Consider the following 12360-nt stretch of genomic DNA (forward strand, 5'->3'; position numbering starts at 1 on the left):
CGCACCTCAAGCATGGCGTGCCTTGCCCAAATAGATTTCCTGGACCTCGGAATTGCTGCGGATGTTAGCGGGAACGTCCTCGACCAGAACCTTTCCGTCGTACAGGCACGTCACATAGTCGACAAGTCGCAGCGCGAGATCCATGTCGTGCTCAATGAGGATCAGCGTCATCTCGCGGGGCAGCGCGCGGATGGTGGCCGCCATGTCGACGCGCTCGGCCGGCGACAGACCGGCGGCCGGCTCATCGAGCAGCAGAAGGCGGGGGCGGGCGACGAGCGCGAGCGCGAGCTCGAGCTGCCGCTGTTCGCCGTACGACAAAGTCCGCGTCGGGTCGCTACGCTTGGAGCCGAGACCGCTGTCGTCGATGGCGCGCTCGATCGTCGCCTCTTCCTCGTCCCGGGACATGCAGGTTCCGAACAGCGAGAACTTGCGACGTCCGATGCCGCGGGCGGCGAGCTGGACGTTCTCCTCGACGGTCAGGCCGCCGAACAGATTGGTGATCTGGAACGTGCGAGCGATGCCCATGCGGGCGCGCTGGTCCACCCGCATGCGGGTGATGCGCCGTCCGTCATAGGTGATGGTGCCACCGGATACGGGGTGGACGCCCGCGATAGCGTTGAACAGGGTTGTCTTGCCGGCGCCGTTGGGTCCGATAATGGCGCGGCGCTGGGAGGCCGGCACCGCCAGCGACACTTTGTCGTTGGCGCGAAGCGCGCCGAAGGTGACGGTGACGTTCTCGAGCGTTAGTAACGCGTCGGTCATGGCGTCAACGAGTCCCGATGCCGGAGAGCCGCAGCCGCGCGGCGAGCCGCCCGTCGGCCGGCAGGAATCGGACGAGCGGACCCGTCCGGCCCGGTGAAAAGGCGATCGCCGAAGCCATCACGCGACCTGCAACCACTTGCCCCCGACCCACTAGTTCTTCTTGATACCCTGGAACGTACGACTGTAGGCGGGCTGCTTGAGGTAGTCCTCCGGTTTGTAGTTCCAGAACTGCGACACTTCGGGATAGACCTCGACGACCGTGTTCCAGAACTTTCCGTCGGGCCGGCGCGTTACCTTTCGGATGAACACGTCGTAGACGGGGTTGCCGTAGGCATCGAGGCGGACCGGACGCCCCAGCGGCGAATCGTTGAGGACGACCTTGCGAATCGCGTCCAAGAAGGCCACCCGGTCTTCCACGTTGCCGTCCGCGGCCTTGATCGCCTCGGCCACCCACATCGCGCCGAGGTAGAGCGATGCGCCGTAGAACGATGGCAGGATACCGTAGGCCTTCTGGTATTCGGCCACGAAGGCCACGGTTGCCGGATTGTCGTTTCCTTCTGCGAAATAATGGGAGGTCAGTACGCCGTCCACCTCGGCGCCGGACGTGCGGATCACGGACTGGTCGCTGAAATTGCTTCCGCCGATTAGCGGGATTGTGTTCTTGAGGCCGAACGCCGCCCACTGTTGGAAGAAGCGGCTGGCGTCGGCGCCGAGCTCCATCGCGAACACAGCGTCGGGCTTGGCCGCCTGGATCTGCGCGAAGTATGGGCTGAAGTCGGATGTGTTGAGCGGATTCCACAGCTGACTCGCGATGGTGCCGCCGGCCTCGGTGAAGGTCTGGGCAAACCCGCCGACCTGTTCATGGCCGAAGGTGTAGTCCTGCGACACCGTGACGATCTTGCGGTATCCGAGCTTCTTGTAGGCGTAGTCGGCGAGCGGCCGCGTAGTCTGGCTGGCGGCGAAGCCGGCGATCCGCACCACGTTGGCGATGCGCCGGCGCTGCGTCAAATCATCAGCAGCGATGATCGGGATGAAGTAGGGTACTCCGTTCGACTTTACATATTCGGCGACGGCTAAGCCCGTGTTGGCGAGGATGTTGCCTATCAGAAAGTGCACCTTCGACTGCTCGACCAGGCGACGGGCCTTTTGCAGCGCGGTGTCCGGATTGCTGGCGTCGTCCTCGATAGTAATTTCGATCGGCCGCCCAGCGATGGTCTTGCCAGCCTTCGCCCAATAGAGATTGAACCCGTCGACCACCTCTCGTCCGCCCGCCGCGACCACTCCAGTGAGCGGCGCCATCAGCCCGATCCGGATGGGATCGGCCGCGCGTACGGCGGTCCGGGGCAACGTGGAAGTAGCAGCCGCGGCTGCCGTCATCTTCAGAAATTTTCGGCGGTCCATAACTATCTCCTTTGTTGATTTGGAGGGGTTCCTGCGGGCCGCGCCTGCGCCGCCCGGCTGGCAAGCATCGTCCTGATTTTACCGAGTATGCCTTCAGGGGCGAAAACCATCGCGCCAATGAACATGAGACCGAGCAGCATCGACCAGCGGTCAGTGTAGACGCTGACAATGTCCTGCACGGCAGTGACCATGATGGATCCGACGAGCCCACCGAACAGAGTGCCGACGCCGCCGACGATTGCCATCAGCAGCGCCGCAACCGACTGACCGAGTGCGACAGTCGTCGGGCTGACGAAGCCGTTGAAGAAGGCATAGAGCGCACCGGCCGCGCCGGCGAAAAAGCCAGAGATGGTGAAGCCGATGAACAGATGCAGAGAGACATTATAGCCGAGCGCCCGCATACGCGTCTCGCTCTCGCGAATTCCCTGCAGGCTGAGGCCGAACGGGGAGTTGACGAAGCGCCACATCGCAAAAGCGAGCACCACGAATATGGCGAGCGTGAAGTAGTAGAAGTTCGCCGAATCGAGGAGCCAGTCGGGCCGGATGGTGCTGCGGATACCGTTTTCCCCGCCCGTGACCGAGGTCCAGCGCAGACAGATTCCCCAGATGATCATCCCGAGCGCCAGCGTCAGTAGGAGGAAATAGACTCCGGCGGTGCGGATCGCCAGGATGGCGAAGATCGCCGCCACGAGGGTGGCGGCGAGGATGCCGAGCACCGCGGCCAGCCAGGGTGAGCTGGCATCGATCGATGTCAGGTAAAGGACGACGTAGGTCGATACGCCGAAAATTGCGCCGTGGCACAGCGTCGTGCGCCCGGCGAACCCGGCCAGCACGTCGATCGACATGGCCAGGATGGCGAATATCAGCATCTGGCTCGCCAGCATCGTTTTGTAGGTGCCGACGAAGAAGGGAACCGCCGCCAAACCTGCGAGGACGGCGATCGTCACGAGCCAGTTGCGCCGAGTCCCCATGGCTAGGCGGCCTTTCCGAACAGGCCCAGCGGGCGAAACGCGAGCAGGAGCGCCATCGGCCCGAAGATCACGAAATAGGCGAACTCGGGGAACCATACCTGGCCGAAGGTGGCGAGGAAACCGACAAGGATGCTGCCGATGGCAGCGCCGAGAAGGCTCCCGCGCCCGCCTATGATGACGACCGCGAGGCTAAACACGAGGATTTCGGAGTCGGCTGTGGGGTAAAGCGTCAGGAACGCGCCGCCCATGACGCCGCCAAGGCCCGCGAGCGCACAGCCAAGCATGAAAGTGCAGACGAACAGCCGCTTGATGTCGACGCCCATGGCGTCCACCATCTCGGCGTCGTCCACGCCGGCGCGGATGAGCGAGCCGAGCCGGGTGCGGTTCAGCAGCAGCCACAGCGCAGCGTAGATCACGACGCCGGCGACCAGCACGAACAGGCGGTACTTGGGATAGTACATACCGCCGAGGCTGACTGGTCCCTCGAGAAATTCCGGGACGGGCATTGTGAAGGTGTCGCCGCCGAAGATCACCAGATCGATGTCGTCAAGCACGATCGCAACGCCGAGCGTGAGCAGCACTTGGCGAAGCGCGTTGTCTTTGACGAAACGCAGCAGCCCAACGTCGACCAGGCAGCCGACAAGGGCTACCGCCGCCGACGCGCCCACAACGGCGAGCGTGAAGCTGCCCGTTCGCACCCCGATCACCATTCCGACGTAGCCGCCGAGCAGATACAGCGCGCCGTGTGCAAGATTGATGATCCGCATCAGCCCGAATATCAGCGTGAACCCGCTCGCCACCACGAAGAGGAGCGCCGCAAAACTCGCGCTGTTCAAAGCCAGGAATGCGGTCATCGATGGCTCAACCTATAGTTTGTCCACTGACAGCATGCGGTCGGGCCATGGGATCTCCATCCCGACCGCATCGGAGCACTTCTGATCTGCCCGTCGGCCCTCCGGCTGCCGGCAGTCACTTGACCAGGACGCTCTTCGGCAGCATTGCGTGCACGCCCTTGACGTTGTTCACCGTCTGCGTGACGTGAAGGTCGCAGACGAAGCTGCACAGGCTGTAGGCCTCGTCCTTGTGGATACCGGTCAGGGCGATGATCCAGGAAATCATCTCCTTTAGGCACTGCCGCGCGGCGTCGTCGAGGTCCGGATCGAGCCCGAACGTGATGTAGTGTGTAGGGGTCTCCGCCCGCGGGATCTTCCACCCAAGGTCCTTGCGCACGACGAACTCGAAGGTCCCGGCAAGCGACGTCTCGATGGCGGTGCCGTTCACCTCGCCGTCCCCTTGGGCGGCGTGACCGTCACCAGTGGAGAAAAGGGCTCCGACGTTCCAGACCGGCAAATAGATGGTGCTGCCCGACGTCAGCTCCTTGCAATCCAAGTTGCCGCCGAACTCACGCGGCTCCTTGCTGTTCTGCCGCCCGACGGCGGCCGGCGGGGCGACTGCAAGCTGGCCAAAGAATGGCGCCAGCGGGATCCTGAAGCCGGAGGGCATCAACGCGATCTTGGACTGAAGATCGAGCGCCACATGCATGAGACGCGTATAGCGGTAGTCCTCGGGAACGGTGCCCATGTAGCTGCGGAAGATGTTCCAACCCCAGTTCTGGCGCAGCTCGATGTCGAGGATCTTCACCTCCAGCACGTCGCCGATCTCGGCGCCGCGGACGTAAACTGGTCCTGTGAATATATGATTCCCCGAGCCCTTTTTCACTTTGTGAATGACTTCGAGGAGATCCGGAAGGAGATCGAAGCCGCGGTCGGCCGGCGGCAGCCATTCCGGACCGCCGGTGACGCATTCGATCCGCACCTGCTCCCCTGAATCTATGGTGAGAGCGGGAGGGATCGCGGCATCGAGATAACCCCAATGGACCGTCGCGGGGGTCGCCTTAAGCACCTTGATTTGCGAATTCTGCTTTAACATCACTGACACGCGTCCTGTCTGGGGGCCCGACGCTTCAGCTGCCAGGGATTATTCCTGGCTTCATCTCGTGGCAGCACTTGGCGATATCGCCTGCGCGCGTGAACCAGACCTGGTCGGCATATTTGTGCTGCACACAGTGCCTGAGGGCCTGCTTCAGGGGGCGCAACCGCATCGGCTGGCCAAGGATGTAGCCATGCAAAGCGATCGAAAAGACCAGCGGCTGCTTCTCAGAGGCCTCCAGCAGTTCCTCAAACTGATCGACCACCATGTCCGCGAAGTCGCGCCCCGTATGATGGCGCAACGCCAGCGTGCCGGCGTCGTTGAGCTCCATCGGATAGGGCACCGAGAGAATCGGGCCAGCGCGCGTTCTCATCCAGATCGGTTGGTCGTCGACCGGCCAGTCGAGCAGATGGGTGAAACCGCACTCCTTCAACAGGTCGGGCGTCACGCCAGACTCGACTGCGCCCGCGCCCATCCATCCAGTCGGCCGCACGCCGACGTGCTTGGTGATGACGTCGACGCATTCCTGGATCTGCCGACGCTCGTCGTCTTCCCACAGCCCCCCCAGGGTCTCGGCGTTGGAGCGACCGTGGCCGAGAACGTCGTCGCCACGCTCTTTGATCTTCTCGATGATGTCCGGGTATTCGTAGCAGACCGAGGAATTGAGCAGGATCGAGGCCGGAAGCTTCAGCTCGTCTAGCAGCTCGAAGAAGCGCCAGTTGCCGATCCGATTTCCGTAGTCGAGCCAGGCATAGTTGCGCGTACTCGGTGTGACGTTGAAACCATACTGGGGGTCGAGCCTGCGCCCTGCCTGAAAAGCGAAATGCTCGATGTTTAGCGCGGGGTAGAACGCCAAGCGCTTTCCGCCGGGCCAGGAGTAGTGCTGCCGCTTGGTGATCGGTACGTAGTCGTAGCGGTTGTGGCGCGGCAGTTTGAGCATCGCTGGATTTCCTAGTCAGGGCCGTATTGGCCGATGTGTCTTCTGAACGGCATTCGGCGGGGGCGGCAGAGTGCGAGCCAAAAGTGTATCCATTTTAGGTTTATTGAGCAATTAGAAAGCGCATCCGCGGCGTGGTATCGGATCAGAACGACGGCGACGTGCAGACGAAAAGAATTCGCCCATATTGTGCACAGTTTATTATTGACGCCACTCGGATGTGTACATAACAATTCAAGTGGCTTGTCAGATCCACGCCCTGAACATGAGGTCCCGAGGCTGATCCGCGCTCGGCCGTACGATTCGCGCAGCGCATAGCCCGCGGGATCGACCAATGTCCGGCGCGGCCCATCCTCCTCTCATTTTTTATCATTGCGGCTCTCGCAGGAGCCGGCCAACAACGAAACCGGGGAATTTCGATGGAACAGTATCGTGCACCGTCACAGGATGGCCAGCCGCAGAGCCGAGGGACGATCATCTTCGCCGCGATCGCGATCGCCATCCTGATCTGCTCTTACACTGTCAATGGAATGGACCGGGTGCTGTTTCCGCTCCTGCTGACCGACGTGCGCCGCGAATACGGAATCGGTCTCCCGGAAGCCGGGCTGCTGTCGACGATCTTCACGCTCGGAATGGCCGTCGCTGGGCTGCCGACCGGCTATCTTATGTCGCGCTATTCGCGCAAAACCGTGACGCAGATCGGAATGCTCATCTATTCGGCCGGGACAGTTATCACCGTCCTGGCGGTCAGTTACGCGGACATGCTGTTCTACCGCGCCGTCACCGGAATCGGTGAGGCGATGCAGTTGACCGCGCTGCTGGCGATCTTCTCGAGCTATTTCTCGCGTTATCGCGCGGCCGGTCTCGGGACCTTGAACTATGCCTATGCGTTCGGCGCGATTATCGGGCCATGGCTCGGAACTCGCCTGCTTGTGAGCTACGGCACCTGGCGTGCGCCGATGATCCTATATGGCGTACTTGGCTTCGTCGTGATGATTCTGGTCGCCGTCGCGGTCCGTCCGTGGCTGAGCGAGGTCGGAGGAACCAAGAAGCAGGACCAGAACGTCGGGGGCGCCACAACGCTGAGCAACCGCAACACCGTAGTCCTCACGGTGCAGACGGTGCTGTTCGGCCTCGCCATCTACGGCTATCTCGGGATGTATCCGACGTTCCTGCGGGAGCAATTGCATTACGCGCCCACGGACATCGGTCAGGTCATGAGCACGTACGGGCTTGGCGTCCTAGTTTCGCTCGGCGCCGGATGGCTCGGCGACCGGTTTTCCCCCCGCGTCGTCCTCAGTATCGCCTTCCTGTTCGCGGCGGCCATCTGCGTCGTGCTGTTCAACGGCCCGCCCAGCTTCGCCGTCCAGGCCACCTTCTCGTTCTTGCTCGGAACCGCCTTTAGCGGCACAATTTTCGTCAACCTTGCCGGCTACCACGTCAAGTCGGTGACGAGCGCCCTGACCGGCCGCGCGTCGGGCATATTTGTGACCAGCCTGTACGGATCCGCGACAGTGGCGGGCTACATGATCGGCTGGCTCGCCCGTCAGTTCGGCTGGCCGACGGCCACCAACACTCAACTAGTGATGCTGTGCGTGATCGCGGCGGCCTTGTCGTTCGCTCTGAGGCCCGGGCTGATGGCCCAGCGCAACTGACGCGGGTCGGCAGCAGGAAATGGAGGCGCGATATGTCCGACGCACGGACCTCGGACAAAATCAGGGTGAACGTCTTTCCCGGCGGGTTCAACTGGGGCCTGTACGTTGGGGCCGACAAAGGCATCTTCACCCGGCACGGAATTGCCATTTCGGTGTCCGGCACGCCGAATTCGATCACGCAGATGACCGAGTTCTCACAAGGCAAGTTCGATATCGCGATGACGGCGGTCGACAACATCGTCGCCTACGTCGAGGGCCAGGGTGAGGCGCCAATCGGGCCTCAGCCGGAATTCTTCGCCTTCATGGGCAGCGACAGCGGATTCTTGAGCCTGGTCGCGTGCCCCGAGGTCAGCACGATTCCGGAACTCGCCGGGCGGCTGCTGTCGGTCGATGCGCTAACGACGGGCTACGCATTCGTCCTGTTTGACATCCTGCGCCGGAACGGGCTGGAGCGCGGCACATACCAGATCAAGCGGGTCGGCGGCATGGTCGAGCGCTTCAACAGCCTGGTAGCTCGCAACGAAGACGCCACGATGCTGTCGGCCCCTTACAATCTCCTTGCCAAAGATCAGGGCCTGACGGAGCTGGTCAAGGCGACCGCGGTTCTCGGCCACTATCAGGGCAACGTCTCCGCCGCGCGGCGATCTTGGGCAAGAGACAACGAGGGCAAGGTCGTCGCCTTCATTCGCGGCTACCGCGAGGCGATCGCCTGGCTTTACGATCCCGCAAACCGGGAGGAGGCGGTCGCGATCCTGCGGCGGAATCTTCCGCAGATGCCGCAGCGAGCGGCGGAGGCGAGCTATTCTGAGCTGCTTGACCCTCAGGATGGGTTCTTCCGCGACTGCAAGATCGACCTAGAGGGAATGGCCTGCGTTCTCGACTTGCGCAGCCGCTACGGCGAGCCGCAAAAGCGTCTGGACGAACCGATGAAGTACTGCGACCTGAGTTACTTCCAGCGAGCGATGGGCTGAGGCGCTGTTAAGAATCGCCTCGGCCATCGCGCCACCGTCGTTTGCGTCTTCGGCCCACGCGTCCTCCTTGCCGCGCCGGGACGGCCCGAGCGCTTGATTACGTGAGTTGCGCCATATGACACCCATTCCTCCGCTGCCGGATCGGCTCGCCCGGCTTTCTACGACCGAATACCCGCAGTTTTCCGCCGAGGAGATGACGCGCCGGCGAGGCGTCATCACAGAGATGTTGCGTAATGCCCGGTGCGATCATTTGGTGTTTTGTGGCGCGAACCGCGTCGGCTCGATCGTGCAGTGGCTGACGCAGTGGCCGGTGACGGCGGAGGCGGTCGGCGTCTGCAGCTCCGGTGATCGAGATGCGCTGTTCGTGCAGTTCGTCAATCACGCGGAACTGGCCAGCATAATAGCGCACGAGGCCGACGTCGCGTGGGGCGGAGCGTCGTCGATCGCGTCGGCGATCGAGGTGCTCAGGAAGAGAGGTGCGCGGGCGGGCCGGGTCGCCTTCATCGGCCCTTTTTCCTATGCGCAGCATGCCGCGCTAGCCAGTGCGTTCGGTCCGCCAGCCGATCTCAACCAAGTCTATACTCGGACCCGCCAAGTCAAATCGGACGAGGAGCTCGACTGGCTGCGGATCGGGGCTTATTTCGCCGATCTCGGCATGGCGGCGTTGCGCGACAACCTGCGGCCGGGGATCAGCGAGCAGGAACTCGGCGCTTTGATCGAGCAGGCCTACGTGCCGCTAGGCGGGGGGCACTACATCCACTTCGTTGGAACCACATCGATGCACGATCCCGCGGTTCCGGTGCCGCGCCAGTTTCCCTCGCGGCGTTGTATAGCTGTTGGAGACGTCGTCTGCGCGGAGATCAGCGCCTCGTTCTGGGACTACCCCGGACAAGTCCTGAGAAGCTTCACGGTGGGCGAACCGCCGAACCAGCTTTATCGAGACCTCTACGCCGCCGCCGAGGCCGCATTTGACGCCATTGCGCACGTCCTTCGGGCCGGTGCAACACCGCTACAGGTCATCGAAGCATCCGGCGTGATCGAGCAGGCGGGGTTTACGATTATCGACGATCTGTTGCACGGATTCGGCGGCGGGTATCTTCCGCCGATCCTGGGAACGAAGAGCCGGCCGGCCGGCCCGATTCCACCGGAGCCATTTAGCCGGGGGCAAACTGTCGTCGTCCAGCCCAATGTCGTCACCCACAACCGCAAGGCCGGCGTGCAGGTGGGAGAACTGCTGGTGATAACCGACACCGGCGTCGAAACGCTGCATCAATATCCGCTAGGCTTCGACACGGTAAGCATCGCGGGCTGACCGGATTGCACGCGCGAGCCCTCCTGACCGAACGCTGATCAGCCCGGCTTGCCTGCGATGGTGATCCGGAGGGTGCCTAAGCCTTCTATGACGCCCTCCAGATGATCACCCGGAACCAGCGGGCCGACGCCGGCGGGCGTGCCGGTGAAGATCAAGTCGCCGGCCTGCAATTCGTAGTGGTGGGACAGATTGGCAATGATCTCGGGCACGCTCCATATGAGCTGCGATAGATCACCCCGTTGCCGTTCGATCCCGTTCACCGCCAAGGTTATGGCACCCTTGTGGAAATGGCCCACCCGCGACACCGGGTGTATCGGTCCGCACGGCGCGGACTGATCGAAGGACTTTCCGATTTCCCATGGCAGAGACCGCTCGCGCGCCTCACGTTGCCGGTCTCGCCGCGTCATGTCGAGACCCACCGCATAGCCGAAGATTAATTCGGCCGCCGAGTCGACCGCGACCGTTCGCCCGCCACGTCCGATTGCAACGACCAGTTCGATCTCATGCTGGAAGTCAGCGGTGAGCATGGGGTAGGAGATCAAGCCGCCATCCGGCACGATGGCATCGGACGGCTTCTGGAAGAAGAACGGCGGGTCCCGTTCGTCCGCTTCCTTCATTTCGCGTATGTGTTCGATATAGTTCCTGCCGACGCAATAGATACGCCGGACCGGGAACATCCGGTCCGATCCGATGATCGCAAGAGCGTGAACCTCATGATCGAAGAGGAACCCGTGTTCCGAACCACTGTTCATTCGTGCCCCTCTGTTCGAGCGTGCCACAACACACGTAATCATGATGAATACAGAGTAGCGTGGTCAAGCGCAAAATGTATACAGTTGATGATGGCGCCCTGAGCGGCAGGCATGCTAAAATATGAGATTATGCGACCAGCACGGACGGCGGCGTCGGATGCGGTTAGATGAGGTTCGCAGGTCTGCAAAACGAAAGTCGTCGTCGGCCGCCACCGAACGGCACGGTCTGACGCGCTCGGCTTGGCTCATCGAACATCTGCGTCAGGCGCTTCTGGACGGCCAATACCCGCTCGGAAGCCGCCTCAACGAAGTCCATCTCAGCCGGCAGCTGAAGGTTTCGCGGACGCCGATTCGCGCCGCGCTGCATATGCTCGCCGGCGAAGGCCTGCTGCGCTACCGGGCCAACAAAGGTTTCGTGGTTCGCGAATTTCCGCTGTCGGAGATTGTGGACGCCTACGAGGTCCGCGCGCTGGCCGAGGGGCTAGCGGCGCGGCTGGCAGCCGAGCGTGGCTTCAACGACGAGGCGCGACGCCTGATCGAGCAGACCCTGGAGAACGGAGACGCGGTCCTGTCGCGGCGGTCGCCTCCCGCAACTCAGCGGGCTGCCTACGCCCGGCTCAACGAGGCATTTCATTCGACCATCTACGACGCGGCGCGCTCCACACTGCTCAGTGACGTGATCCGCCTCTGCCAGCGCATGCCACAGGCGGCAGCCCACAACGTGGTGGCATTCGATGTCGCGGATGTGCGGAAGCGGCATCGCGCGCATCACGAGATTTACGAGGCGATCCTCGGTCGGGAACCGCGGCAAGCGGAAGAGCTGATGCGTCAGCACGTCCTGTCCGTCAAGGTGTCCATGGTGCGCAGTATGGCGCGCCGGCCAAACCCTGGCGGCGATTCCGGCTGAGCGTTCGCAAATGCGTCAGGTTGTTTCAAAGACAATCGCCCAATTGCGTCGAGCGACGGACACGATCTTTCTTCCACTGCCGCGCCAGCGGCCCGAATGCCGGCGGCGGAATGCGCCTCGCAGCTATCGAGGCCGATGTTCTCGGATGGTGCGCTTGGCTTTAGCCCCATAGCCAACGATCTTAGCGAATGCAAAATCTAACTCCCATGACACTCGGTGAAATGCGCGCGAACGGTGTGCATATGCTCGACGTCTGACTGCTACCGCCAGTCTGCAATCGCCTCCTTACTCTTGAATCGACGGCGCATGGCACCGGAGCGCGAGCGCGTTTCAGCGCGTCACCGTCCTTTCGGCGGGTGAAGTCGCGCCAAGCAAGCGTCCCCTTAGAATGCCCCTGTTCTGCCGACGCGCGCGGTGTTGATCAAATCCGTTTGCTTCCGCGCTCGTGGCTTGTGCAGCTCCACGCCCTTTCGTGTGGCCTGACGCCCAGCTTGTGACAGCCCCGCTTGATCGCCTCGGCCTGTGAACGGGCATCGAGGCCGCCATGGCGGCGGTCTCAAGTACCGAAAGGACAGAATATGACCACTGAAACCACCACTAATCGCCGGACGACGCATTTACGCGGTCATCATCAAGAAGGAAGGTCGAGCGAAGGGCGCCTGGCTCGAAATCGGCGCCGCCTGGTCCCACCGCGACGGTAAGGGGTTCAATCTGAAACTCGACAGCATCCCGCGCTCGCCCGATGCCAACCTGGTCATCCGCG

11 protein-coding genes are annotated in these 12360 nt (G+C 62.5%); 4 read left to right on the forward strand and 7 right to left on the reverse strand.

Annotation, left to right across the window (positions count from 1 at the left end; translation table 11 throughout):
• Window positions 1-6 precede the first annotated feature (6 nt).
• The 6 genes from VF515_10510 to VF515_10535 all read right to left on the reverse strand — a co-directional run bounded on the left by VF515_10510 (window position 7) and on the right by VF515_10535 (window position 5919).
• Entirely contained in the window at window positions 7-762 is a 756-nt protein-coding gene (locus tag VF515_10510) for an ABC transporter ATP-binding protein (protein HEX7408064.1), read from the reverse strand.
• Window positions 763-912: 150 nt separating this feature from the next.
• Window positions 913-2163, reverse strand: coding sequence for a penicillin-binding protein activator (locus VF515_10515; GenBank protein HEX7408065.1), 1251 nt, complete (start codon window positions 2161-2163; stop codon window positions 913-915).
• A 2-nt stretch (window positions 2164-2165) separates the two neighbouring features.
• Window positions 2166-3110: a branched-chain amino acid ABC transporter permease gene (locus tag VF515_10520; GenBank protein HEX7408066.1), complete on the reverse strand. Its 945-nt coding sequence runs from the start codon at window positions 3108-3110 to the stop codon at window positions 2166-2168.
• Window positions 3111-3136: 26 nt separating this feature from the next.
• Window positions 3137-3988 (reverse strand): branched-chain amino acid ABC transporter permease, encoded by an 852-nt coding sequence (locus VF515_10525; protein HEX7408067.1) that lies wholly within the window; start codon window positions 3986-3988, stop codon window positions 3137-3139.
• Between the two features lie 115 nt (window positions 3989-4103).
• Window positions 4104-5063 (reverse strand): acetamidase/formamidase family protein, encoded by a 960-nt coding sequence (locus tag VF515_10530; protein ID HEX7408068.1) that lies wholly within the window; start codon window positions 5061-5063, stop codon window positions 4104-4106.
• 34 nt (window positions 5064-5097) lie between these two features.
• A complete protein-coding gene (locus tag VF515_10535) occupies window positions 5098-5919 on the reverse strand; it encodes a polysaccharide deacetylase family protein (protein ID HEX7408069.1) in 822 nt (273 codons plus the stop codon).
• A 500-nt stretch (window positions 5920-6419) separates the two neighbouring features.
• Between VF515_10535 and VF515_10540 the strand changes: the two genes are divergently transcribed.
• The 3 genes from VF515_10540 to VF515_10550 all read left to right on the forward strand — a co-directional run bounded on the left by VF515_10540 (window position 6420) and on the right by VF515_10550 (window position 9938).
• Window positions 6420-7655, forward strand: a complete 1236-nt coding sequence (locus tag VF515_10540; GenBank protein HEX7408070.1) for an MFS transporter — start codon at window positions 6420-6422, stop codon at window positions 7653-7655.
• 32 nt (window positions 7656-7687) lie between these two features.
• On the forward strand, window positions 7688-8626 hold the full coding sequence (locus tag VF515_10545) for an ABC transporter substrate-binding protein (GenBank protein ID HEX7408071.1): 939 nt from the start codon (window positions 7688-7690) through the stop codon (window positions 8624-8626).
• 115 nt (window positions 8627-8741) lie between these two features.
• Complete coding sequence (locus VF515_10550; protein HEX7408072.1) at window positions 8742-9938, forward strand: M24 family metallopeptidase; 1197 nt, start codon at window positions 8742-8744, stop codon at window positions 9936-9938.
• A 38-nt stretch (window positions 9939-9976) separates the two neighbouring features.
• Here the strand turns inward: VF515_10550 and VF515_10555 are convergent, their stop codons facing one another.
• Window positions 9977-10690, reverse strand: coding sequence for a fumarylacetoacetate hydrolase family protein (locus VF515_10555; GenBank protein HEX7408073.1), 714 nt, complete (start codon window positions 10688-10690; stop codon window positions 9977-9979).
• Between the two features lie 157 nt (window positions 10691-10847).
• Between VF515_10555 and VF515_10560 the strand changes: the two genes are divergently transcribed.
• On the forward strand, window positions 10848-11597 hold the full coding sequence (locus VF515_10560) for a GntR family transcriptional regulator (GenBank protein ID HEX7408074.1): 750 nt from the start codon (window positions 10848-10850) through the stop codon (window positions 11595-11597).
• Window positions 11598-12360: the final 763 nt, after the last annotated feature.

This window comes from Candidatus Binatia bacterium, assembly GCA_036382395.1.
Lineage (GTDB): Bacteria > Desulfobacterota > Binatia > HRBIN30 > HRBIN30 > JAGDMS01.